Raw genomic sequence first — 23,155 nt, 5'->3', positions numbered from 1 at the left:
TGAACGAACGTGTCAGTCCCATCTCGGTCTCCCTTGCGTTAACAGTTAAAGAATATGACCGTTTCGTGTCATTTGAAAAGCGAAATTTGTGCTGCGATGCAGCAGTCTGTCTGTATAAGCCCTTGGAAGAAAAGGTAACGTACGGAAACATATTGTTAAAATTGCGTGATAACGAAATATTTCATCGTTAATGGCGGCAATGTCATCGGCTTGAATCTGCACCGTTCCAGGACGGACGACTCGGTTTTGGTGAGGTCAGGGACTGCGCAATGCTGTTGGCGTTCCGCCGTGCAACTTTTTCCAGGCGCGGCGCATGTGTCGGGTGGATGCAAAACCAGAGCGTTGCGCAACGGTTTCCATATCCAACCGCGATGCGGTGACCAACTGATGGGCCAACGCGACCCGAAGGCGGTTGACATAATCGGTTACGCTCATGCCGGTTTGCTCGTTAAACAGGCGCGAGAGGCTACGGGCGCTGGTGGCCGCAATGGCTGCCATGCTGGCAACCGTCCAGTTGCCGGCAGGGTCAGCCGAAACCGCATCCTGCACCTTGTGAATGACAGGATGGATATGGTTACGCCCCTCAAGCCATGGGGAGAGCTGCGGATCGTTCCCCGCCCGGCGCAGATAAACAACCAGGTAACGGGCAACGTTGAGTGCTATCGTGTGTCCTGCCTCTTCTGCTACCAAGGCCAGCATCATGTCGATACCGGCGGTGATGCCTGCCGTGCTCAACCTGTCCCGGTCCTGGATATAGAGGCGATTTTCCGCCACTTTTGCTGTGGGTGCCAACTGCCGCAACTCATCAATCTCGGTGTGGTGCGCGGTACAGGTATAACCTTCCAATAGTCCGGCGCGGGCCGCCAACAAGGCGCCCGAGCAAATGGTGACGAGCTTTACACCTGGTCGGACAGCAGACCGCAACCAGGCGACGATAGCGACCTCATGGAGAAGATCGTCCGGCTCCGGCTCCGCATCGACTGCACCGAGCGGCTGTGCGGCATTGCCCAGGACGATAATCATCGCGCCGTCGGCTACGGCATCCGGCAGCGGTTCGATCCCGGCAAGCGCCAGGCCGACCGAGCTGTTGACGTGGGGGGAGGGACCGACATATCGAACCGTGAACCGCACACTGTCCTGCTCAAGATTGGCCTTGCGCAGGACTTCCATCGGCCCTGCCAGATCCAGCAGCAGCAGGCGTGGCGGCACGACGACGATCATTTCGATAAGGCGCTGCGGCGGGATCAGTCCTGTCATCAAGTCTATGCCGCGAGTGTTGTGGGTGGGAGTGACAATGCCTGCTCGACCGTGGCAATGCGTGCGAAGCGACCGGCCAAAACCAGTTCGGTGCGGGCGCGGATCTCCGCCGCGCTCCATTCACGGCCCTGATCGTCGGTCATTGGAAAGGTGAGGGTGGCTTCACCAACAAAATCCACGCTATAACCCAGGTCAGACGCATGGCGTGTCGTGGTTTCGCAACATTGCTCCGTACGGATACCTGATACGATCACATGGCGGATATTGTTTCGGGTCAGCCAGACATCAAGCCCCGTTCCGACCAGCGCGCTATGCCGATGCTTGCGGAAAACCGCATCCGGTTCAATCGTCAAAGGGGACAGTGTGCAGACGAATCCGGAGGCCTCGCTAAAAGGGCCAGTGTCGTTCAAATGGAAAATCTGCACGGTTGCAATGCCCGCCTTGCGGGCGCCATCGATCAACGCCTGCTGCCGCTCCAGATAGGCGGGCAACTCGTCCTCGCGGAAATAGGAACTGTGGCGGAAGGATTGCTGTGCGTCGATGACCAGCAGGGCGGTGTCGGAATGTGTCATGGCCATTGCCTCCAAGGGAGCTTTTATCGTGAAGATGATGTCAGTCTAACGATGAAATTCCCCGGCGAAATACCGCTTTCTGACGAGGATGGGACAAATCACGCCAATCTTTATTGACGATGCGCTCTGCACTGTCGAGCATGAAAAAGCCGCGCACTCGTGAGAATGCGCGGCTAAAACAACCGGAATTTTTGATGAGGCTTAAAGTGCGGCCAACAACGCTGGCGTTGGCCAGCCATCGGCGGGGATGTTGCGCTTCAACTGTTCCTTCTGCACGGCGTCACGGGTGCCGCCGCCCAGAATGCCGTCGATCTCGCCGACGTCATAGCCAAGGCCCTTCAGCTTGGTCTGCAATTCCTTCATCTGCACATCTGTCAATCCCTGTTCCGGGTTGCCCTTCAGATAGGCCTCGGCACCTTCCAGGCGGGTGGCGAAATAGGCGGCAGAGGTCGTGTAGATAAACGACTTGTTCCATTCCAGATAAATGCCGAAATTGGGATAGGTGATGAAGGCCGGTCCCTTGCGGCCCTGCGGCAGCACCAGTTCGCCTTCCAGATCGGCAAATTTGGTATTGCCATCACGCGGCTTGACGCCGAGCTTGAACCAGTCGCCTGCCTTCATGCCGCTGTCGAAGCCGCTCTTTTCCCAGGGCAGGGTGTCCGGCACGGTGACTTCCTGAATCCACGGCTCGCCGCGCTTGAAGCCGAGGTGCTGGATGAATTTCGCCGCCGTCATGATCGCATCGGGTGAGCTGGATTTCAGCGCCACATGGCCATCACCGTCGCCATCGACGCCGAAGGCAACGATATCCTTGGGCAGCATCTGTACCTGGCCAACTTCACCGGCCCAGGCGCCGGTATTGGTGGCGGGGTCGAGATCGCCGTGCTGAACCATGGTGATCAGCGCCAGCAATTGTGGGCGGAACAGTTCCGGGCGGCGGCAATCATGCGCCAGCGTCACCAGCGCGTTGCGGGTGTTAAAATCGCCCTGCACGGCGCCGAAATCGGTTTCCATTGCCCAGAAGGCGGCGATCACGCCAGGAGCAACGCCGTATTCCTTTTCGGCCCGGTCGAAGACCGCGCTATATTGCTGCAATTTCTGCTTTCCCTGGTCCAACCGGCCCTTCGAGACGGTGCGGGTGGAAAATTCGGTAAAGGTCTGCTTGAACACGCCCTGGGCGCGGTCGCGGCCCAGTACCTTCTGGTCGATCTGCGCCCCGGCCAGCGCCTTGTCGGCAGCCTCAGCCGAAGCGCCATTGGCAACCGCTTCCGCCTTGACGCCAGCCAGGAACGCACCGAGATCACCGCCGCATTGCGGTGCCTGGGCAAAGGCCGTGCCGGCCATAAGGCCGCTCAAAATGGCTGCGAGCGTGAAGCGAGACAGGATATGCATGGATAAAGCCCCCGGATATGAAAAGAACATGCTCCGCTCTGCCCAAGCTTTGTGACGGAAGCATGGAGAGGAGCCGGGTTTTGCCCGGCATGACGCAAAACTCCGGTCTGGAGTTGTCAGTTTGCTGCGGTCTGCTGGGTGGGCATTGACACGGCCTGCACCCATTTGCGCCAGTTTTGCTGGGTGCCAGCAAAGACATTGATGTCCGTATCGCCCTTGATGCCGGGGATGACGCCGGTCGAGGTATATTGCCAGAAGGCCCAGCGGCGGTCTGGATAGATTTCTGAGGGGTGCTTGGCGACGGCGCGGACCCAGAAATAATGATCCTGGAACGCGCCTTGCAAATTGTCCTTATGGAAATCGACGGATGTGTAAATGATGGGGCGCTTGCCATAATAGGCTTCGAGTCGGTCCATGAAGCGTTTCATTTCGCTGCGCACCACATCAGCCGGGGGCCGCTTGGTACAGGTCTTGGACGTGTGGTTCCACTCGACATCGAGAACAGGCGGCATGTCCATCGAGGCCTTCGGCACATTGGCGATGAACCAGTCGGCCTGTTCGTCGGCGCTGGAGCAGAAATAATAGAAATGATAGGGCGCATGTGGCAGACCAGCGGCATTGGCCTGCTGCCAGTAATCCGCAAATTTCGGATCGATCACATCCTTGCCTTCGGTGGCCTTGATGAAGGCGAAGGAGACGCCGGACTGGCGGACCTGCATCCAGTTGATATTACCGTTCCATTTCGACACGTCGATGCCGTGCACCTGATGGCGATGCGGAGAATTGATACCGAAGTCCTGCGGGTCCTTGTCCTGGAATTTCGGCTGGATCGAGCCGGTTTCCATGAAATCGTAGCTCGTCGAAGTGCAGGACGCCATCGCCAAACAAATCGGAATAAGTGCCAGGACCAGCGACCGCATCGAAAACCCATTCATTCAACTGTTATGCCAAGGCAGCGCATGCCCATGGCAAGATCAAAAGACGCGGAAAATCAGGAGATCACCGATCCGATGAAGCCAGACTGGGAAACCTCCAGCCTGACTTTGCTTCATCATCGTTAAAATGTGGTTATTTTCAACCGTTCATATCAATAGATCGAAAATACCGGCCTATTGGGCCGGAAAGAGCGGCGAACTGTCAGGCCGCTGGGCGGCGGATAATGGCATGCCACGCATAGCCACGATAGAGCGGTGAAAAGCTCAGTGTTGCGCCTGTGGCCTCGGCCTGGGCGGCCAGTTCTTCGCGCAGGTTGGCGCGTGGCGTGACGTGAAACCGGGCGAGCCAGGCATGCAGGCCTGTTCGAAACCAGCCTGGCAGATGTTCCTGCTGGCCAAAATCGACGATATGCAACGAGCCGCCGGGCTTTAAGGCGGCAAGCGAACAGGCAATTGCCTTTTGCCAGTCGGGAATCATCGACAGGGCATAGGAGATCAGCACGCGGTCGAAACCGGTCATGGCAAAATCGGCGGCGGTGAATGCCGAAGCGTCGGCGATGCGCAGATCCGGCTGGCGCGGGCGACCGCGAAAATTACGCCTTGCCTGCACCAGCATTTCGCTGGAAATGTCCAGGCCGTAGAGATGCGACATCGGATAGAGCCGCTCCGTGCAGATCAGATTGCGACCCGTGCCGCAGGCCACTTCCAGCAGGCTGCCATCCTTCGGCAGATCCAGGCTGACAATGGCGGTGTCACGCCCGAGCAGGTAATATTTGCGGGTCAGGTCATAGATGTGACGCTGGCTGCGATAGACCTGATCCATTTTGCTGGCATGGTGCCGGTCCAAGTTCGAGCCGGAATGGTCCTGACCAATACGGGCATCGCTCATGCCGTCTTCTCATAGATATGGAAGCCACCGTAAATCGCCGAGCGGTCGAGCGCGTTGAAATGGACGGACAGGTCTTTCAGATAGGACCATTGCTCTGCGAGCGCCGGGGAAATCCGACCTTCGATCACGCTTTTTTCGGCAGCGGTCCGGAAGATCACCCGCGCCTCCTTGGAGGCGGTGCGGGTGATTTCGGTCCAAAGATCGTTCAACTGCTCGTCGGTCATCCAGTCCTGGGCATCGAGCAGAATGAAGCGGTCTACGCTGCCTGCGGGCTTGGTGGAGAGCAATTCGGTATAGCTGGCATGGTGGACATTGACGCGGTCAACGCTGGTGCGGATCGTGCGGTAATAATCGGCCCGCAGATAATCCGGCAATGCGCCCTCATGGGATTTCGGATAGCGGCGTGCGAAGGCCTGCCAGGCAAAATAATTATCCCGCAGCGAGAAGTGACAGGCGAGCTTTTCAAGTCGGCCCTTTAGCACCGGGGCAATGGTGCCGGTTTCCGAAACGCTGGCCAGTTCGTCATATTGCTGCGGCGGAATGCCGAGGCCGAACAGTGAGCTTTTGCGATTGGTCAGCCAGCGGATAACCGGCTTTTCAAACAGCGGCGCGATGCGGGTCTCGAAAAACTGCCGCTGTTCGCGCGGGGTCCGGCATTGGGTGATTTCTTCCAGCTTGACGCCATGCAGGCGGGCCAGAAGATGCGTGGCGGTGATGAAGCGGCCCAGCAGGCCGGTGCGGTAGAAATTGCCGTTGAACACCCGGATGCGGCGGCGTCCGGTCAGCGTGCGGCGGCTCCAGTAGCGCCGCGTGGTGGCGTCCAGATGCGGTGCCACATATTGCTCGACCATAGAGGCATTGCTGCGGGCATTGTCGGTGCCAAGCAGCCGCACCACGGCGGTGTGATCGGGCAGATGCCGGAAGGCGGCCAGCTTCAGCTTGTTAAGGGCAATATGATGCGGATTGAGATCGACGACATCGATGCTATCAGGTTCGCGTGACAGATAGGCCAGCATGTTGCAGCCGCCAGAGCCGATGGTGACGACGCGGTGGCCAGCGGCAAGCTGCATGGCCTGCATGTCGACATCCGGGTCTTCCCAGATCTGCGGATAGACCAGGCCGGAAAACAGCAGGCCGAACAACCGTTCCGACAGGCCCTTGCGTGACAGTGCATTATGTTGAAGCAGCGCCGATTTCAGCTTCTGGTTTTTGCGGAATCCGGCATCTGGAACAAGTTCTGTCATGTGAAGGGTGCCCCGTTCTGAAGTTTTTATCGGAATAGTGGCTGTCCACTACAGTTTGATGACGGGGGCTGTTGACCAGTGGCTGGGCTGTGCGCCCATGGAAAATCCCATGGTTTTTCAACCGTCATACCCTTTCATGCCCGCTGTAATCATGCTTGCATGCAGACCTCGTGTGGCGGGTTGTGAAACAGAATCACTTTTCCGCTCCAGGTTATTGTTTAAGCATCGGATTTTCCGGACATCGGTTCCCAGTTCCCGATCCGCGACACCATCCGGCGCGGGAGGAAATCGTATGCGTTTGCTGATCAGGTTTGTCCAAGGACTGCTGCTTGCTGTCCTGGTGGTTATCGTCGGGGCTGCCACGTGGCTTTGGCTGGCTCCGCCGGAATTACTGCGAGTCGGGACAGGCTACGCCGCCAAAATTGTCTGCTCCAACGTGTTTATCGCCAAGCGTGATCCGATGGATGTTTTGTCAGAGGATGTACAGGCGCCGGGCCATCCGCTGCTGCGTTTCCTGCGGCTGGATGTCGACAGGGACGCAGGCATGGTCACGGCCTATATGTTTGGGGCTTTTGCCCCCAGCACAGCCATTGCCCGACCGGGTCTGGGTTGCGCCAACGTTCCCGATGGAAAAATCGATGCGGCTCGCAAGGTGCATCTGCCGCAACCGCTTGCGGCTTCGGCAACCCCGAACCCAGCACCGAACCCAGCCCCCTGGCCGGATGGAACGGGTGCACCGCACACCGACCCGGTGCTGGCGGGCATTCTTGCCGATCCGGCCCTGACCGGGCCATCGATGCGGGCCACATTGGTGATTCGGGATGGAGAATTGCTTGGTGAGGCCTATGGTCCGGGATTTGGGCCCGATACGCCGCTGATCGGCTGGTCTATGACCAAGACGGTCATGGCCATGCTGATCGGCCAGCGGATGGGGGAGGGCGGGCTTGATCTCGACAAGGACCATCTGTTGCCGCAATGGACCGACGGGCGCGCGGCAATCACCCTGCGCCAATTGATGGGCATGGAAAGCGGCCTGCGGTTCAATGAGGATTATGGCGATGTCAGCGATGCAACGCGCATGCTGTTTCTGGAGCCGGATCAGGCGGCATTCGTCGCCTCTCAGCCGCTGGACGCGACACCCGGGACGCTTTTTCACTATTCGACCGGCACCAGCGTGCTGCTGGCCCGCCTGCTGATGGACAGCTTGCCACCGGAACAGGCGCTGTCTTATCCCCAAACATCCTTGTTCAAGCCGCTCGGCATGACCAGTGCAGTACTGGAAGCCGACGAAACAGGCACTTTGGCAGGTGGGTCCTATCTCTATGCCAATGCGCGTGATTGGGCCAAGCTTGCCCAATGCCTGTTGCAGGACGGCGTCTGGCAGGGACGGCGGCTGTTGCCGGAAGGCTATGTAAAGACCATGGGGACCCCGACAAAGTCATCAGGCGGCACCTACGGGCAGGGGCAGATCTGGCGGAGCGGGCCGGGCCGGGAACCGGATTCCACCTTCGGCATTAACGAAGAAACCCTCTGGTTTCAGGGCCATGACGGACAAACAATTGCGATTGTCCCGTCACGCAAGCTGATTGTGTTGCGGATGGGGCTGACGCCTGCCTGGAATAATTACAGGCCACAGAAATTGTTGAAGGCGGTTCTGGACGCAATGCCTTAAAAAAGAAAAGCGACCGCAGGGTACAATGGTCCGTGTCGGAATGGACGAAGTGGTTTACTGCACTTCGTCCAGCAGGCCCTTGCGCTTGGCATCGAAATAATAGCCACGGGCATAGAGGCGAACGGCGTTATCATTGTTGTTTTCGGCCACCATCCACGCACCGCGCAGATATTTGATCGCGTATTTCAGGTTGGTTTCCGGGTCGAACAGACCCTCTGCCGGACCTTCATAGCCAAGCGAACGGGCCGTATTATAGCGGATCTGCATCAGCCCGTAATTGCCGCGGCTATAGGCCGACGGATTATAACGGCTTTCGCGGTGAATGACCCGATGGATCAGCGCGGATGGCATTCCGTATAGGGCGGCATATTTGTTGACGAGCCCATTGATGACCGTCGGGCCGCGGCTTGCCGTTTCGCTTGTGCCAGACGCGGTGCTTTTGGAGGCTTCCGGCGTGGCACTTGGCACGGGGCCGGGGGCGCTGGTGTCGAATTGTGCATCAAGCAGCGCGAAGGATTTGACGACCGGCTTGGCCGGTGAGGCATAGGCGACGGACGATGAGGCCGCAGAGCCCGGGCGCGGCGTGGGAACGGCAGAATGCATGGCCATCACATCCGGCTGCAACGCTTCGTTCTCAAGGCCGATCGGCTCGTTGTCCGAAATACGGGCTGGTGCATTGGCGGAAGAGGGCACTGTGCTGACCGTTGGTCCAAGCGAGGCGACCTGCGTCAGGCCTGGCTTCTGGATCGGATAGGGGCCTTGGCCTGTCGCCAGGTTAACCGTCTGGCCTGTGCCCGAGGCGCCATTTATGGCGGCCAGCGCATTGTTTCCCGACGCGGTATTGGCAAGCGCAGTAACAGCCGATTGCGACGGTGGTGTCATGGCCTGCGTGCCAGGAGCAGCCGGCGTCACCGTGCCATTTGCGGCAGCTACCGTCGTCGAGGCGCCTGTTGCGACGCTGCCATTTGCCGATGCTACGGTACTGGCACCCGGCTGTGTGACGCCCGGCTGCGCTGCGGCCGCAACGGCTTGATGAGCCGATGCAGGCTTGGGCGCTATATCGGCTTTGGAATTGTCATTGACATTGGTGCAACTGGAAAGGGCTGCGACGATGACAGCAGTGATGCTGATGGCAATCGTGCGGTCCGTTTTCGCTGTCATGCAGATGTCCGTCGGCTATTGAAACGAGCGCTGCCCACAGGCAACGCACGAACTATTAACATCGGATTCACAAATTTGACAGCCCCCTTGAAGTCTAATGCTAACGATCACTGAAAATGACCGTTGGTATTCCCTTTGCAAATATCTCAAGCCACTGATGCATTTGAGATATTTGCAATACCTTCAAGGCGAGGATGCGCGAGCATCTTCGATGCCTTGGTCTAAAAGGGGATAACCTGTTAAACAATCCTCTTCAGGCGGCAATCCGGCGATAACCGGCGCTGACGGAGCGGGCGGAAATCAGCATGGATTTGCCCTTCGGCTGCACCATACGGCGTGCCGAACGGCGGCGAATCATCCGGTCGAAAGCGTGTGCATAAATTGCCTGAAGCCCACAGGCAAAAGCCGCGAGAGCCATGAAAGCCAGTTCCATGGTCAGAAAATCGCCGCTGAACGGCGAAAAGCCCGATGTGATCTGAGTGGTGATCGCCAACAGAAAGACCAGTGTGCGCGCATCCAGAGCCGAACCGATCACTGCCTGCGACACAATGACCATGGCGCGCCGGTCGGCCAGATTGTCGTTATCGGCCACCGGGCCAATATGCAGCGGCGCCCGCCAGAGCCTGAGTGCCAGAACCATCAATATGGCCATGCCCGGCCAGCGCAGGGCAGAGAGTGCCGTGGCGTTGATATTGCTGAGCGCCTGGGCCATTCCGAATACCAGGCACGCGGCGATACCATAGCCTGTCATGCTGCCCAGCACGCAGAGTGTGGCGGCCCGACCGCCGCCCGCTTGCCGGCAGGCGATGATCCGCTTGGTATTGCGTCCAGGCACAACAAGGAAGGCAGCGCTTGCTGCTGAAAACAACAGCCAATCCTGAAATGTCATGGGCCTGCCTCCGTGTTCGGTCAGCCTGTGGCGGGATATCATCAACCTCATCCCGGCCCGGGCACTCCCGATATAAACATAGCAGCGCCGCATGCCCTTGGCACCGGCGCTGTCACAATAAATAGTCTGTCATTTCCGTTTCAAAACCCCAGGCGGGTCCGAACAGTCATGCAGGCATGCTTCGGGCAATTACGCCGTCAGCATCGCCTGCAAACAGAAGCCACCATTCGCCGTCAAGGTCAATGTGCCGGACGGAATTTCTGGCCCAGATGGTCCATCACATCTTTGAACCATGGCGTAGAGAGGTCGAAAGCCTTGCCGCCCTTGATGCGGGGGAATTCGATGGCGCGCAATTTGCCGCCCTGGTCCTCGTCATGACCGGTGACGCCGGAGACGCCGTTCAACCCGCTTTCGACGGCCAGATCCACCATGCTCTGGATCAGCCGCAAGTCCTCGTAATTGGCCGGGGCCGAACGGGCGTAATAGCCTGACTTCTGCACCATCGAGCGTTCGGCATCGAGCAATTTGGCGAAATGCTTCTGGAACCAGCCGCCGACATTGATCGTATCGAGCTTCACATGGCCGAACGCGTCGCGCTTGATCTCTTCGCCTGCCTTTTCCCGGTCGGCGATGATTTCGTCCATGCAGGCCCCTTCCGAGACGAACAGCGTGACGAAGCCGGTGCGGTCCATCAACTCCTTCAGCCGCTCTGCCTCGGCTTCCATGTCGAAATGGGTCTCGGGCAGATAAAGACCGTCAATGGTCTTCAGTTCTTCATTCATCATGAAGCCCTCGACATATTCATTATGCTGGATGCGCTGGATATAGGCGCGGGCGGTCGCCGCTGTCAGCCAGCCGCAATGGCGGCCCATGACTTCGTGGATGACCAGCGTGCGCGGGGCGGCACTCTGCTCGTTGGAAACATGGTCGAAGAAGCGGGCGCCGACTTCCGCCGCGGTCCAGGCACCGAGCGATTGGCGGATCGGCACGACATCATTGTCCACCGTTTTGGGCAGGCCGACGACGGTCAGGTCATAGCCGTTGGCACCGAGATAGGCGGCGAGATCGGCAGCCGTCGTATTGGTATCGTCACCGCCGATTGTGTGCAGAATGGTGATGCCATCGGCGGCCAGGCGCTCGGCGGCCACCTGCAACGGGTTCTGGCCTTCCTTGACCAAGCCGCGCTTGACGCAATCGGCGACATTGGTGAGCTTGACGCGGCTATTGCCGATCGGCGAGCCGCCATAGCGATGCAGGACATGGGCCTGTTCGCGCATATGCTGATTGATCTCGATCTTGTAGTCCATCAACAGGCCGCGATAGCCGGATTTATAGGCGACGATCTCGGCATCGGGTGCGATGTCGCTATAGCGCTCGATCAACCCGCCCACTGCCGATGAGAGGCAGGGCGCAAGGCCCCCGGCGGTCAGCAACGCGACTTTGGTCTTGGCCATCAAACCCTCCTTCTTGCGGACAAAGTGCCGCAGACGTTTACGAAATGGTGCCAATGGATGCGACAGAGGCCGGATGCTGTAAAGCGAAAAATTGAACAAAATCCGCAGTTTCGTGGAAATGTCATCAGCCACGGAAATATAATCGTTTCAAATGGAAAGCGGTAAGCGGGAGGCTTGTGGAAAAGCTAGTATGCCAACGAAGACGTGAAGCATCCGCTGTTACCGCACTGCGGTAAAACCCGGAAAGTGAACAAAGTTTAACCCGAAACAGTGGGGTGCTTCTCTTGCATTTCAAGTGATAATTTGGTCAATCTGTCAAAATGATTTTCGATTTCGCCTGCCAACAATTATCGTCCCTCTGGGAGCGGCTGCTCGGCGCGGTCAGCGACGCGGCTGGCAATGCCTTGTCGTCGATTGTCGAAGCGATCCGCACCGTCTTCGAGGGTGATCCGGAAACGCGCAGGCGCGTGTCTTTTTCCGTGGCGATCATTGCGCTTTCCGCCAAGATGGCCAAGGCCGATGGTGTCGTGTCGCAGGCTGAGGTCAATGCGTTTCGCAGCATTTTCGATTTTCCGCCGGAAGAAGCCCGCAACGTCGCGCGCCTTTATAATCTCGCCAAGCAGGATATCGCTGGTTACGAAGCCTATGCCGAAAAGCTCGCCAACCTCTGCGGCTCGCGCACCAGAGGGTGCCCGGTGCTCGAAGAAATCGTTGACGCCCTGTTTCACATCGCCACGGCGGACGGGTTGATCCACGAGAAGGAACTGGCTTTTCTCTCTCGCATCGCCGAAATTTTCGAGATTGGTGAGGATCGCTTCGAACAGATTTCCGCCCGTCATCTCGCGCCCGACCAGGACCCCTACGGCATTCTCGGCGTGTCGCGCAGTGACGATTTTGGCACGATTCGCAAACGCTACCGGGCGCTGGCCTCCGAGCATCATCCCGACCGGCTGCATGCGCGCGGCCTGCCAGTGGAAATGCATGCCGCCGCTCATCAACGGATGGCCAGTTTCAACGCAGCCTATGCCGCGATTGAAAAGGAACGCCGGGCCGCATGACTGCATTCATCGCCGATTATCCAGACGCCGTGGTGGTGCCATCCCCCAACCACGGTGAGCGCATCGACTGCGCGGCCCCTGACACCATCATTCTGCATTATACCGGCATGCCGAGCGAAGAGGCAGCACTCTCCTGGCTCTGCACTGTGGAAAGCCAGGTTTCCAGCCATTATCTGGTGCGTGAAAACGGTGATGTCGTGCAGATGGTGCCGGAAAGCCGCCGAGCCTGGCATGCCGGCAAGAGTTTCTGGGCGGGCGTGACCGATATCAATTCCCGCTCAATTGGCATCGAGATTGCCAATGCCGGACATCCGTCTCTGCCGGATTATCCCGAAAAACAGGTGAATGCCGTCGCGCAATTGTGTCTTGATTGTGCAAGTCGCTGGTCCATCGCCCCGGAGCGGGTGCTGGCCCATTCCGATATTGCCCCGGTTCGCAAGGTCGATCCGGGCGAACATTTCCCCTGGGATCGGCTACACGCTCTGGGCGTAGGGCATTGGGTGGAGCCAACCGCGATCACCGGGGGCCGGTTCTTCCAGAGAGGGGATCGCGGCCAGCCGGTCGAGGCATTGCAATCCATGTTGTCTCTCTATGGATACCCTGTTGAAATCAATGGGGATTTTGATGCTGTGACCGAGGGTGTCGTCAGAAGTTTCCAGCTGCATTTCCGCCCCTCCAAGGTCGATGGCGTGGCTGATTATTCGACCATCGACACCCTGCATCGTCTGCTGGCGGCGCTGCCGCGTTTCAGCTGAGGATTGCGGGCTGTTGCTGCTCGCAGACAGCTGTCGGCAGGGTCGAAAATCACCTCTTTTTACCATGCCATAGGATTTCCTTATTGAGTCTGTCTAACAGCAGCCGTCGCAGCCATGGTATTCCTCGGCAGCGGTTGAGATGAACAGCGAATGTGATTTCCAAAATGGAAGTCTTTCGCAAATATCAACGATGAGGGCGATGAACATCGCTGTCCTTTGCTGGGCAGTGGACGGGTAAATAGTGCGCTTTGCTGACATCCGTGTCCGCCCCTTTGTCTGGAGACTGACCTTTTTCATGAAAACCTCGCTTTTCGCTGCCGCGGCATGCATCGCCGTTTCTATGTCTGCTGTTTCCCAAGCCGAGGCTGCTGATGCCGGCAAGGGCTTGACCCTGATGGACATGTTGCGTGCCAATAAACAGCAAGCCGACCTCGCCAAGCCCCTGGAGAAAACCAGGCTCTCGAATAAAACCGGGACTGATGATCAGAAGGCCGATATGCAGGGGGCTGCTGGCAAGGCGCCCTATCATGCCCTGATCTCGTCCTATGCCAAGCAATATGGCGTGCCGGTGGAACTGGCCAGCGCCGTGGTGAAAATCGAAAGCGGCTTCAATCCGAAAGCGCGCGGTACGCATGGCGAAGTCGGCCTGATGCAGATCAAGCCCGCCACCGCCCGCGCCATGGGCTATACCGGTACTGTCGCCGGGCTTTACGACCCGTCCACCAATCTCAAATACGGGATGAAATATCTCGCCATGGCCCACCAGCTTGGCGGCGGTGATACCTGCGGTGCCATTCTGCGCTACAATGCCGGCCACGGCGCGACACGCATGAACCCGGTTTCCAAGCAATATTGCGGTCAGGTGGAAGCTGCGCTGGAAAACAGCTGAAAAGCTGACAGCGTCCCTTTTACCATTCTTGTGGGGTGAGGCGACGTGGTGATCACGCAAGAACCGTCGTTTCTGCCGGTTCTTGCGTCAGATCAATCAAACTATGTGGCAAGTCTGATCGATAATGCTATCCAATTGGCAAATCATTTTGGACGAGCGGTATGACGGATCAGGTCTTCAAATATCTCATTATCGGACGCGGTATGATGGGTGCGGCGGCGGCGCGGCATCTGGCATTGCAAACGGATGGCGTGGCACTGGTCGGGCCGGATGAGCCCGCTGACAAGCAAAGCCACGAAGGCGTCTTTGCCAGCCATTACGACGAAGCGCGAATCACCCGTACCATCGATAGCGATCCTGTCTGGGCAAAGCTCGCGCATGAATCGATTGCCCGCTACAGTGAAATCGAACAGCAGAGCGGTATCCGGTTTTACCACGAAGCCGGTTGCCTGATCGTCGGAACGAGCCCGGATGGTCATTCCGACTATGTCGCCAAGGCAACGCGCGCTGCCGAAGGGCTCGGCGTTTCCACCCAGTCTTTCGACCATGCCGGTCTTGCCGAGCGTTTCAGTTATTTCCGGTTCGAGCCTGTTTCCATTGGGATTTATGAGGCGCATCACGCCGGCTACGTCAATCCGCGCCGTTTGGTGGAGGCCCAGTCGGAGCTGGCTGCTCGGGCGGGGGCATCTCTGATCAACGATGTGGTCATAGACATTCGCGACGAGGGCGGCCATGCGGTGGTCACGACCGCAGGCGGCAAGGCGTTGAAAGCCGAAAAACTGCTGGTTGCCACGGGCGGATTTTCCATTGCCGAAAGACTGTTGCCGCGCCGGATTGATCTGTCGGTTTATGCCCGCACGGTGACCTTTTTCGAAATCGCCGATCAGGATCTGCCCGCCTATCACGGCATGCCGTCGCTCATTCACGAGCCGTCCAATCCACGCGATCATATCTATCTGCTTCCACCAGTGCGCTACCCTGATGGTAAAACCTATCTCAAGATCGGCGGCGATCCCGATGATGTCAGGCTGAAGACCGAGCCCGAAATCCGCGCCTGGTTCAGGGGTGGCGGACGGGAAAGCGCACGCGATCATCTGGCGCGCATTTGCAGATCGCTGGTGCCGGGTGTTGCCCAGGCGCCGGTGTCGATGGCGCCCTGCGTGACCTCCTTTACGGGCAGTGGCTATCCGGCCATCGGGTTTAGCGACAGCCCACGCATCGCGGTGCTGACTGGCGGCTGCGGGGCGGCGGCGAAAAGTTCTGACGAAATTGGCCGGCTGGGTGCCGAGTTGATCCTGCGCGGCACGATTGTCCATGAGGAGTATGATGCAGATTTCACGCCTGTTTTCGTTTGAGCGCATGATTTCGGTGGCTTTCTCCAGATGTCTCCGTTAATCACGCCGAACCAGTCGGCCGGGCAGCCGCGCTTTACCAATGCCGAAAGGCGGTAGGGTGAGGAAAGTCCGGGCTCCACGGAAACACGGTGCCGGATAACGTCCGGCGAGGGCGACCTCAGGGAAAGTGCCACAGAAAGCAGACCGCCCCGTTTATCGGGGTAAGGGTGAAAGGGTGGGGTAAGAGCCCACCGCGTCGCTGGTGACAGGGACGGCATGGTAAACCCCACCGGGAGCAAGACCGAATAGGGATGACGCGGGTGCAACGCAAGTTGCGCTACAGCCGGTTTTCGGGCCAGTCATCCGGGTGGGTTGCGAGAGGCGGTGCGCAAGTATCGTCCCAGATGAATGGCTGCCACGTTCCGGGAAACCGGGGCCATACAGAACCCGGCTTACAGGCCGACTGGTATTTCCTGCCAAGGGCCGTGCGGAGGCCTTGCTTGAGGTTGAAAAACCACAGGCGCCGTTGCGCCCCCTTTTCCCTCTTTTGCTAATTTTCGTTTATTTTCATATTATTAGAAAGCATACTTGCGGATATGGGTGGCTTGCTTCCGTCGAGCCATAATAACCATTCATTAATCTTAACGGGTTATAAATTTCCGATGAAGTAGACTGGTTTGCTAACCCTAATCCCATTGACGCCCATGGTGTCCCATGTTATCCCATAAGTGCACTGCCGAGGGGCGGATAACAGCCCCGACATGCGAGACTGAGAAGCAGGCCTGGAGTGGCTATTTTTCCTGTTTCGTCCTAGCGGCAAGGGGCTTGTCGGCTCGGGTGTATCAATGGAAATGCGGGTGTGTGGACCGCGTTGATCGAAAAGGGGCGGCGGTAGCGCGTAATGAACCGCTTCTTGTCCAATGCGACGAACCGGATCGATACGAAGGGGCGGGTTTCCGTTCCGGCGGCGTTCCGTGCTGTTCTGGTGGAGCGGGGCATCCAGGAGCTTTATTGCTTCCAGGATTTCACCTTTCCGGCGATCAGTATCGGTGGGCCGGATCTGTTGGAGCGCTACGAACGGCAAATTGTCGGCGAGGATCCGTTTTCGCCGGTTGCCAACGAAATGTCGCTTCTCGTACATGGGGGCGGCGTTTTCATGCGCCTCGACAGCGAGGGGCGTCTGATGGTCACGGATTTTATCCGCGACTTTACGGGTATTGCGTCCGAAGTGACCTTTGTCGGTCGCTCGGATCATTTTCAAGTGTGGCAGCCGCAGGCGTTTCACGAGGCGCAGGCGGCGGCAAGAAAGGGACTCGGTCTGAAGAGGGCGGGTTCCAGTTAGAGCATTTCCAGGAAAAGTGGAAACCGGTTTTCCGTCCGGAAATGCGCAAATGCAATGATGTGGACTATCTCCATTTTTCAAAGAAAAAGGGAGATAGTCTAAGGCGGAGAAGCGGAATGGTGACGGATCTTGGCGGAGGGTATGCTGAAGCCGAAGGCGGACCGGTCCGTCACATTCCGGTTCTTCTCGAGCCTGTCATAGAAGCCCTGGAGCCCTCTGCCGGTAAGGTCATCCTGGACGGTACGTTTGGGGCGGGTGGCTATACCTCAGCTATTCTCGATACTGGTGCCGATGTCATCGCGCTTGACCGTGATCCGAATGCGATTGCCGGCGGGCAAGCCATGGTTGCTGCTCGCGCCGGTCGTCTCACGCTTCATCATACCCGGTTTTCCACGCTGGATAATTTTGCCCCCGAAGGCGGGCTGGATGGCATCGTTCTCGATATCGGCGTCTCCTCCATGCAGATCGATGAGGCCGAGCGTGGGTTTTCCTTCCAGCGCAACGGGCCGCTCGATATGCGGATGTCCGGCACGGGTGTGTCTGCCGCCGATGTCGTCAACCGAGCCAAGGTTGGCGACCTCATTAGGATTTTCGGCTTTCTGGGCGAGGAAAAGCAATCCGGCCGCATTGCCCGCGCCATTGAAAAGCGCCGGGTCAACCATCCTTTCCAGACCACGCGCGATCTGGCGGGCATGATTGAGATCGTCACCCCACGCAAGGCGAAGGACAAGATCCATCCGGCGACGCGGGTGTTTCAGGCGCTGCGGGTTTTCGTCAATGACGAGCTTGGCGAATTGGCCGAGGCGCTGTTTGCCGCCGAGCGGGCCTTGAAGCCGGGCGGACGGCTGGTTGTCGTCACCTTTCATTCGCTTGAAGACCGTATCGTCAAGAAATTCTTCTCAGACCGTTCCGGTAAGGCCGCCGGTTCGCGGCATATGCCCATGGCGTTCGAGCGTCCGGCAACCTTCGAGCCGGTCGGTAAGGGAATGGTGACAGCCACCGAAGAGGAGGCCGAGATCAATCCTCGTGCCCGTTCTGCAAAACTACGCGCGGGCATCCGTACCGCGCATCCAGCCATGAAGGCCGATTTTTCCATTTTCGATTTGCCGGATCTCGCGGAAATCGAGCGATTGGGGGCCTGAGCCATGCTGCGAACCTTTGACATCGTGATGATCGGCGCCATGGCGGCAGCGGCAGCCGTGACTTACCAGATCAAGCATAATACCGATGAGAAAGTGCAGGATCTGAAGCGCATCGAAGCTGAGATCAAGCTGGAGAAGGATACGATTGAGCTTCTCCAGGCCGACTGGGCCTTGTTGACCCAGCCGAACCGCCTCGAAAAACTGGCCAATACCTTTGGTCAGGAGCTGAAGCTCCAGCAAACCGATCCCAACCAGTTGGCGCGGGCCAATGAATTGCCGATGTTGAAATCCCAGGTGCCTGTGGTACAGGCCCCGGCGTCCAAGACAGGCGGTCCCAAGATCGCCGATGGTATTAAGATTGTGAATGGTAAGCCGGTCCCAGTGCCGATGGATAAGGTCATAACCGGATCGGTGAAACGCTGATGACTTTTCTTTCCCGTATGATGCTCCTGAAAAGCCGGGCCCATTTTTCCACCGACGTGCGTCGTGGCGCCGTGCGCGGCAAGGGCCGCGCGTTCGAAGGCGCTGGCAAGCGCAAGGCCGATATGGCCAAGCGCCGCGTCGGCCTGTTGATCCTCGGTTTCACGCTGGTTTATGGCGTGATTGGCGGTCGGCTGGTGCAGTATGGCTATGCCCATCCCGAAAGCACCTCCAGCATCATGCCGCCGGATCGGTTGATGGCGGCGCGTCCCGATATTCTCGATCGCAATGGCCAGGTTCTGGCCACCGATATCAGGACGGTGTCGCTGTTTGCAGAGCCGCACAAGATTGTCGATGTGGATGAAGCCGTTGAAAAGCTGCAAACGGTGCTGGCCGACCTAGACAGCCGCGACACCTACAAGAAACTCTCGTCGAAATCGCATTTCCAGTGGCTTCGCCGTCAGTTGACGCCCAAGCAACAGAGCCAGATCCTGGCGCTGGGCATTCCCGGCATTGGTTTCCGGCCGGAAATTCGCCGTTTCTATCCCGGCGGTTCCACAGCGGCCCATATTGTTGGCTTCGTCAATATCGACAATCGCGGCATGGCCGGGATGGAAAAATATATCGACAACCAGGGCCTGGCGGATCTGGCCGATCTCGGCATGACCAGCAATGCGCCGCTGGAGCCGGTCAAGCTCTCCATCGACCTGCGCGTCCAGAATATCGTTCATGATGTGGTGGCCGCTGCCCAGGTGAATTTCAAGGCCAAGTCGGCGGGTGCCGTGGTGCTGGATGTTGAGACCGGCGAAGTGCTGGGCATGGCGTCCTACCCCGATTTCGATCCCAACAAGCCGGAGGAAGGTGCCAAGGAAGGCTGGTTGAACCGGATGTCGAACGGCACGTTCGAAATGGGCTCGACCTTTAAGTCTTTCACGATGGCGATGGGTCTGGATACCGGTCGGGTAAAACTGAGCGACGTGTTCGATGCACGCTATCCGCTGAAAATCGGTGGATTTACCATTCACGACTTTCACGGCCAGAGCAAATTCCTGAGCGTTCCCGATATTTTCAAATATTCCTCCAATATCGGTACGGCAAAGATCATCGACGTGGTCGGCATTCCCGAACAGAAGGAATACCTGAACCGTCTCGGCCTTTTGACCAAGATGAAGACGGAACTGCCGGAAGTGAAAATGCCGTCTCAGCCAAGGGGCGAGTGGAAGAAAATCAGCTCGGTTACGATTTCCTTCGGCCACGGTGTCGCGACGACGCCGCTGCAGACAGCGGTCGCCGGTGCGGCGCTCATCAATGGCGGCAAGTTGATCCAGCCGACATTCCTGCCGCGCAGCGTGGACCAGGCAAACGAGGTGGCAGAAGCCGTGCTGAAGCCATCCACCAGCGCCGATATGCGTTATCTCTTTGAATATAATGGCATTAACGGCTCCGGGCGTGGCGCGCGCGTCCCAGGTCTCGATGTTGGCGGCAAGACAGGGACAGCCGATAAGGTCGTTAATGGCCGTTATGACAGCAAGCTGAATTTCAACGCCTTTCTGGGTGCATTCCCGATGAGCAAGCCACGCTATGTGGTTCTGAGCTTTATCGACGAGCCCTTGAGCGGCGAGGGCGGTGGTACGATTTCGGCCTTTACCGCTTTGCCGATCGTGCGCGACGTTATTCGCAGAACTGCCCCAATTCTCGGTGTAGAACCCAATTACGGACAGGTGGGCAATGATATGCTCGTCTCATATTGAGGACGATTGATTCGCCGTTGCCGCAGGGCTCTGCTCCTGCTGCGCGGCAGGGGACAGGTAGACGATGAAATTGCGAGATCTCGCCAGCGGCGATTTTGGGGATCTGACCGGACCATTGGATGGGCCGGTCGGCGACGTTGAGATCACCGGAATAACCGCCGACAGCCGCAAGGTTGAACCCGGCATGCTGTTCGTGGCTTTGCAGGGCGTTAAGGCTGATGGTGCGGGTTTCGTTGCCGATGCGGTAGTGCGGGGCGCGGCTGCCGTGCTCTCTGGTTCTCATCTGGATATTGCCGTTCCGGCTCTGGTCACCGACCAGCCGCGTCATGCGCTGGCGCTTCTTGCTGCCCGCTTCTATCCCGGCCAACCTGACATCATGGTGGCGGTGACAGGCACGGCGGGTAAGACGTCTGTTGCCTCCTTCACACGCCAGATCTGGGCTTATGCCAAGCTTGCCAGTGCGCAGATTGGCACGACCGGGGTGATTTCCCCAACCCGTAGCGATTACGGTTCGCTGACCACGCCCGATCCGGTCGCCCTGCACCAATTGCTGGCAGACCTTGCGCAAGAGGGCGTGACCCACGCGGCCATGGAAGCCTCCAGCCACGGTCTCGACCAGAGCCGGCTGGACGGTGTGCGGCTTGCCGCTGCCGCCTTTACCAATCTTGGCCGCGACCATATGGATTATCACCCGACCGTTGCCGATTACATGGCCGCCAAGATGCGCCTGTTCGACACCCTGCTGCCCAAAGGGTCTCCGGCGGTGATCTTTGCCGATGATGAATGGTCGGCGGAAGCAATCCGGGTGGCAAGGCAGGCGGGTCATGATGTGCGCACCGTTGGCCGGGCCGGGGATTTCCTTAGCCTGAAACGGGTCGAGCATTTCCGCCACAAGCAGATTGCCGAAATCCATCATCACGGTGCGATCTTTGAAGTTGATCTGCCGCTGGCAGGGGATTTTCAGATTGCCAATGCGCTGGTGTCCGCCGGTCTTGCCATTTCGACCGGCGTCGAGGCTTCGGTCGCCCTGAAAGCACTGGAAAAGCTGCAAGGCGCTTCGGGCCGGCTGGAGCTGGTGGGGCAGGCGAAAAGCGGCGCGCTTGCCTATGTCGATTATGCCCACAAGCCGGATGCTTTGGAAAATGTGCTGACGGCGGTCAGGCCTTTTACAAGTGGTAGGATTATCGTGGTGTTTGGCTGCGGCGGCGACCGCGATAAGGGCAAACGCCCGATCATGGGCGAGATCGCAGACCGATTGGCCGATATCGTCATCGTCACCGATGATAATCCACGCTCGGAAGTGGCCGCCACCATTCGCGGTGAGGTAATGGCAGCGACCCCGAAAGGCATCGAGATCGGTGATCGCGCCCAGGCAATCCGCGCCGGTGTGGCAATGCTGGCGACCGGCGATACGCTGATTGTTGCAGGCAAGGGCCATGAAGAAGGTCAGATTGTCGGCGCGCAAACGTTGCCGTTTTCCGATCACGCCGAAATCCGCAAAGCCATGGAGGAGTTTCACCCTTGACCTTGCTCTGGACCATCGAAGATCTGGTTGCGGCCATGACCGGACGCCCGGTCGGCACCATGCCGCCGGGCATTACTGGCATTTCCATCGATAGCCGCAGCATCCAGCCCGGAGAAGCCTTCTTCGCCATCAAGGGCGACCGGGTGGACGGGCATGATTATGCCAGCATTGCCGTGGCGAATGGTGCGGCGCTGATGGTGGTCAACGAGGCAAAGCTGCCCGCGCTTGGCCGGTTGACCGTGCCGATGATCGTCGTTGACGATGTGCTACAGGCGTTGGGAAGGCTGGCGATTGCCGCCCGTGCCCGATCGCGCGCCAGGATCGTGGCCGTGACCGGCTCTGTTGGCAAGACGACGACCAAGGAAATGCTGCGTCAGGTGCTGGCGCCGTCTGGCGAAGTGCATGCGGCTGTCGCTTCCTTCAACAATCACTGGGGCGTGCCGCTGACGCTGGCGCGGATGCCCGCCACTGCGCAATACGGTGTGTTCGAGATCGGCATGAATCATTCCGGCGAAATCACCCCGCTGGTGCAGATGGTGCGCCCGCATCTGGCTGTTATCACCACGATTGCGCCTGCCCATCTCGGCAATTTCACCAGTGTCGATGAGATCGCCGATGCCAAGGCGGAAATCTTTTCCGGTGTCGCGGCCAATGGCGGCGTGCTTTTGAACCACGACAATCCCTATTTCGAATATCTGGAACACAAGGCGCAGGAAGCGGGCATTACCCATATCCATTCCTTTGGCCAGCATGCCAAGGCGGAATTCCGGCTGGCGGAATTTGATGGTGCTGCCGAAAGCTCGACCGCCTGGGCGATCATCGACGGTGAGACCCGCGAAGTGGTGATTGCCGCGCCGGGCCGCCACATTGCTGAAAACGCCATGGCGGCGCTGGGTGCTGCCCGTCTTCTGGGTGCTGATCTGGATGGTGCGGTCGATGCATTGAGCAGACTGTCACCGGTCAAGGGCCGGGGTGAGCGCCATCGGCTGCGCTGCGCCTCCGGTCTCTTCACGCTGATTGATGAAAGCTATAACGCCAACCCCGCCTCCATGCGCGCTGCCATTGCGGTGCTGGCCGCAGCCCAGCCGCGCGGCGAGGGCCGTCGCATCGCCGTGCTTGGCGATATGCTGGAAATGGGCGAGTTTTCCGAGGAGTTGCACGCCGATCTGGCTGGCCCGCTGCTGGCCGCCGGGATCGAGCATGTCTGGCTGGCAGGACCGGCCATGGCGGCATTGCGGGCGCAATTGCCGGAGACCGTTTCGGTTGCGTCTTTCAATACCGCTGAAGATCTGGCCGCTTTTGCTGTCACCTCGGTTCACGGTGGTGATGTGGTGATGGTCAAGTCGTCGCTGGGCATCGGTTTTGGCAAGATTGTCGCGGCTTTGCTTGACAACTATCCCCCATTGGACGACACCCGCCGCCCAGAATAGGCTAATGCCGGACCCGCGTCACGGGCCGGATAGATGTTAGAAAG

General features: G+C 58.6%; 20 protein-coding genes and 1 other RNA gene. 12 read left to right on the top strand and 9 right to left on the bottom strand.

Going from position 1 to position 23,155, the window contains the following annotated elements; all coding sequences use genetic code 11:
- Nucleotides 1-255: 255 nt before the first annotated feature.
- From AVCG78_RS09745 to AVCG78_RS09720, 6 genes are all read right to left on the bottom strand, one after another.
- Entirely contained in the window at nt 256-1,257 is a 1,002-nt protein-coding gene (locus AVCG78_RS09745) for a GlxA family transcriptional regulator (protein WP_071584892.1), read from the bottom strand.
- 5 nt (nt 1,258-1,262) lie between these two features.
- Nucleotides 1,263-1,829 (bottom strand): isochorismatase family protein, encoded by a 567-nt coding sequence (locus AVCG78_RS09740; RefSeq protein ID WP_071206606.1) that lies wholly within the window; start codon nt 1,827-1,829, stop codon nt 1,263-1,265.
- Nucleotides 1,830-2,030: 201 nt separating this feature from the next.
- Nucleotides 2,031-3,221, bottom strand: a complete 1,191-nt coding sequence (locus AVCG78_RS09735) for a lytic murein transglycosylase (RefSeq protein WP_071584891.1) — start codon at nt 3,219-3,221, stop codon at nt 2,031-2,033.
- A gap of 116 nt (nt 3,222-3,337) precedes the next feature.
- Nucleotides 3,338-4,141 (bottom strand): glycoside hydrolase family 25 protein, encoded by an 804-nt coding sequence (locus AVCG78_RS09730; RefSeq protein WP_071206608.1) that lies wholly within the window; start codon nt 4,139-4,141, stop codon nt 3,338-3,340.
- A gap of 217 nt (nt 4,142-4,358) precedes the next feature.
- A complete protein-coding gene (locus AVCG78_RS09725) occupies nt 4,359-5,045 on the bottom strand; it encodes a class I SAM-dependent methyltransferase (RefSeq protein WP_071584890.1) in 687 nt (228 codons plus the stop codon).
- Complete coding sequence (locus AVCG78_RS09720; RefSeq protein WP_071584889.1) at nt 5,042-6,289, bottom strand: DUF3419 family protein; 1,248 nt, start codon at nt 6,287-6,289, stop codon at nt 5,042-5,044. The genes AVCG78_RS09725 and AVCG78_RS09720 overlap by 4 nt, the downstream gene beginning before the upstream one ends.
- A 292-nt stretch (nt 6,290-6,581) precedes the next feature.
- Here AVCG78_RS09720 and AVCG78_RS09715 point away from each other — a divergent pair, with 292 nt between their 5' ends.
- Nucleotides 6,582-7,961 carry a serine hydrolase domain-containing protein gene (locus tag AVCG78_RS09715; RefSeq protein ID WP_071206497.1) on the top strand — a complete coding sequence of 460 codons (1,380 nt, stop codon included), beginning with the start codon at nt 6,582-6,584 and terminating at the stop codon, nt 7,959-7,961.
- A gap of 54 nt (nt 7,962-8,015) precedes the next feature.
- Here the strand turns inward: AVCG78_RS09715 and AVCG78_RS09710 are convergent, their stop codons facing one another.
- The 3 genes from AVCG78_RS09710 to AVCG78_RS09700 all read right to left on the bottom strand — a co-directional run bounded on the left by AVCG78_RS09710 (nt 8,016) and on the right by AVCG78_RS09700 (nt 11,465).
- The gene (locus tag AVCG78_RS09710; protein WP_071206500.1) at nt 8,016-9,122 is read right to left on the bottom strand and encodes a lytic transglycosylase domain-containing protein; all 1,107 of its coding nucleotides are present in this window, start codon (nt 9,120-9,122) and stop codon (nt 8,016-8,018) included.
- Between the two features lie 253 nt (nt 9,123-9,375).
- The gene (locus AVCG78_RS09705; RefSeq protein WP_015916520.1) at nt 9,376-10,011 is read right to left on the bottom strand and encodes a LysE family translocator; all 636 of its coding nucleotides are present in this window, start codon (nt 10,009-10,011) and stop codon (nt 9,376-9,378) included.
- Nucleotides 10,012-10,250: 239 nt separating this feature from the next.
- Nucleotides 10,251-11,465: a pyrophosphate--fructose-6-phosphate 1-phosphotransferase gene (locus AVCG78_RS09700; RefSeq protein ID WP_015916519.1), complete on the bottom strand. Its 1,215-nt coding sequence runs from the start codon at nt 11,463-11,465 to the stop codon at nt 10,251-10,253.
- Between the two features lie 320 nt (nt 11,466-11,785).
- Here AVCG78_RS09700 and AVCG78_RS09695 point away from each other — a divergent pair, with 320 nt between their 5' ends.
- The 11 genes from AVCG78_RS09695 (at nt 11,786) to AVCG78_RS09645 (ending at nt 23,111) form a co-directional block, all read left to right on the top strand.
- Entirely contained in the window at nt 11,786-12,523 is a 738-nt protein-coding gene (locus tag AVCG78_RS09695) for a J domain-containing protein (protein WP_015916518.1), read from the top strand.
- Nucleotides 12,520-13,278: an N-acetylmuramoyl-L-alanine amidase gene (locus tag AVCG78_RS09690; protein ID WP_071206501.1), complete on the top strand. Its 759-nt coding sequence runs from the start codon at nt 12,520-12,522 to the stop codon at nt 13,276-13,278. Before AVCG78_RS09695 ends, AVCG78_RS09690 begins: the two co-directional genes overlap by 4 nt.
- A 295-nt stretch (nt 13,279-13,573) precedes the next feature.
- Nucleotides 13,574-14,167: a lytic transglycosylase domain-containing protein gene (locus AVCG78_RS09685; RefSeq protein ID WP_015916516.1), complete on the top strand. Its 594-nt coding sequence runs from the start codon at nt 13,574-13,576 to the stop codon at nt 14,165-14,167.
- A gap of 161 nt (nt 14,168-14,328) precedes the next feature.
- Entirely contained in the window at nt 14,329-15,522 is a 1,194-nt protein-coding gene (locus AVCG78_RS09680; protein ID WP_071206503.1) for an NAD(P)/FAD-dependent oxidoreductase, read from the top strand.
- Between the two features lie 50 nt (nt 15,523-15,572).
- Nucleotides 15,573-15,972, top strand: an RNA gene (gene rnpB, locus AVCG78_RS09675) — RNase P RNA component class A.
- A gap of 430 nt (nt 15,973-16,402) precedes the next feature.
- Nucleotides 16,403-16,843, top strand: coding sequence for a division/cell wall cluster transcriptional repressor MraZ (gene mraZ, locus AVCG78_RS09670; RefSeq protein ID WP_071206506.1), 441 nt, complete (start codon nt 16,403-16,405; stop codon nt 16,841-16,843).
- A 116-nt stretch (nt 16,844-16,959) separates the two neighbouring features.
- Nucleotides 16,960-17,985, top strand: a complete 1,026-nt coding sequence (rsmH, locus tag AVCG78_RS09665) for a 16S rRNA (cytosine(1402)-N(4))-methyltransferase RsmH (RefSeq protein WP_015916514.1) — start codon at nt 16,960-16,962, stop codon at nt 17,983-17,985.
- Between the two features lie 3 nt (nt 17,986-17,988).
- On the top strand, nt 17,989-18,408 hold the full coding sequence (gene ftsL, locus AVCG78_RS09660) for a cell division protein FtsL (protein WP_071206508.1): 420 nt from the start codon (nt 17,989-17,991) through the stop codon (nt 18,406-18,408).
- Nucleotides 18,408-20,156 (top strand): peptidoglycan D,D-transpeptidase FtsI family protein, encoded by a 1,749-nt coding sequence (locus tag AVCG78_RS09655; RefSeq protein ID WP_071206510.1) that lies wholly within the window; start codon nt 18,408-18,410, stop codon nt 20,154-20,156. Before ftsL ends, AVCG78_RS09655 begins: the two co-directional genes overlap by 1 nt.
- A 64-nt stretch (nt 20,157-20,220) precedes the next feature.
- The gene (locus tag AVCG78_RS09650) at nt 20,221-21,681 is read left to right on the top strand and encodes a UDP-N-acetylmuramoyl-L-alanyl-D-glutamate--2,6-diaminopimelate ligase (protein WP_071584888.1); all 1,461 of its coding nucleotides are present in this window, start codon (nt 20,221-20,223) and stop codon (nt 21,679-21,681) included.
- Complete coding sequence (locus tag AVCG78_RS09645; protein ID WP_071584887.1) at nt 21,678-23,111, top strand: UDP-N-acetylmuramoylalanyl-D-glutamyl-2,6-diaminopimelate--D-alanyl-D-alanine ligase; 1,434 nt, start codon at nt 21,678-21,680, stop codon at nt 23,109-23,111. The genes AVCG78_RS09650 and AVCG78_RS09645 overlap by 4 nt, the downstream gene beginning before the upstream one ends.
- Nucleotides 23,112-23,155: the final 44 nt, after the last annotated feature.

It is taken from the genome of Gillisella vitis (assembly GCF_021559775.1).
GTDB classification, from domain to species: domain Bacteria; phylum Pseudomonadota; class Alphaproteobacteria; order Rhizobiales; family Rhizobiaceae; genus Allorhizobium; species Allorhizobium ampelinum.
Note: the sequence above shows the minus strand (reverse complement) of the source record. Positions and strands in the feature narration are given on the sequence as shown.

What these genes read in the sequence shown, in the direction of transcription:
- AVCG78_RS09655 (WP_071206510.1), top strand. Translation starts at nt 18,408, where the DNA reads ATGACTTTTCTTTCCCGTATGATGCTCCTGAAAAGCCGGGCCCATTTT.
- AVCG78_RS09695 (WP_015916518.1), top strand. Translation starts at nt 11,786, where the DNA reads ATGATTTTCGATTTCGCCTGCCAACAATTATCGTCCCTCTGGGAGCGG.
- mraZ (WP_071206506.1), top strand. Translation starts at nt 16,403, where the DNA reads ATGAACCGCTTCTTGTCCAATGCGACGAACCGGATCGATACGAAGGGG.
- AVCG78_RS09685 (WP_015916516.1), top strand. Translation starts at nt 13,574, where the DNA reads ATGAAAACCTCGCTTTTCGCTGCCGCGGCATGCATCGCCGTTTCTATG.
- AVCG78_RS09705 (WP_015916520.1), bottom strand. Translation starts at nt 10,011, where the DNA reads ATGACATTTCAGGATTGGCTGTTGTTTTCAGCAGCAAGCGCTGCCTTC.
- AVCG78_RS09740 (WP_071206606.1), bottom strand. Translation starts at nt 1,829, where the DNA reads ATGACACATTCCGACACCGCCCTGCTGGTCATCGACGCACAGCAATCC.
- AVCG78_RS09735 (WP_071584891.1), bottom strand. Translation starts at nt 3,221, where the DNA reads ATGCATATCCTGTCTCGCTTCACGCTCGCAGCCATTTTGAGCGGCCTT.
- AVCG78_RS09690 (WP_071206501.1), top strand. Translation starts at nt 12,520, where the DNA reads ATGACTGCATTCATCGCCGATTATCCAGACGCCGTGGTGGTGCCATCC.
- AVCG78_RS09745 (WP_071584892.1), bottom strand. Translation starts at nt 1,257, where the DNA reads ATGACAGGACTGATCCCGCCGCAGCGCCTTATCGAAATGATCGTCGTC.
- rsmH (WP_015916514.1), top strand. Translation starts at nt 16,960, where the DNA reads ATGGTGACGGATCTTGGCGGAGGGTATGCTGAAGCCGAAGGCGGACCG.
- ftsL (WP_071206508.1), top strand. Translation starts at nt 17,989, where the DNA reads ATGCTGCGAACCTTTGACATCGTGATGATCGGCGCCATGGCGGCAGCG.
- AVCG78_RS09730 (WP_071206608.1), bottom strand. Translation starts at nt 4,141, where the DNA reads ATGCGGTCGCTGGTCCTGGCACTTATTCCGATTTGTTTGGCGATGGCG.
- AVCG78_RS09700 (WP_015916519.1), bottom strand. Translation starts at nt 11,465, where the DNA reads ATGGCCAAGACCAAAGTCGCGTTGCTGACCGCCGGGGGCCTTGCGCCC.
- AVCG78_RS09715 (WP_071206497.1), top strand. Translation starts at nt 6,582, where the DNA reads ATGCGTTTGCTGATCAGGTTTGTCCAAGGACTGCTGCTTGCTGTCCTG.
- AVCG78_RS09650 (WP_071584888.1), top strand. Translation starts at nt 20,221, where the DNA reads ATGAAATTGCGAGATCTCGCCAGCGGCGATTTTGGGGATCTGACCGGA.
- AVCG78_RS09680 (WP_071206503.1), top strand. Translation starts at nt 14,329, where the DNA reads ATGACGGATCAGGTCTTCAAATATCTCATTATCGGACGCGGTATGATG.
- AVCG78_RS09720 (WP_071584889.1), bottom strand. Translation starts at nt 6,289, where the DNA reads ATGACAGAACTTGTTCCAGATGCCGGATTCCGCAAAAACCAGAAGCTG.
- AVCG78_RS09725 (WP_071584890.1), bottom strand. Translation starts at nt 5,045, where the DNA reads ATGAGCGATGCCCGTATTGGTCAGGACCATTCCGGCTCGAACTTGGAC.
- AVCG78_RS09710 (WP_071206500.1), bottom strand. Translation starts at nt 9,122, where the DNA reads ATGACAGCGAAAACGGACCGCACGATTGCCATCAGCATCACTGCTGTC.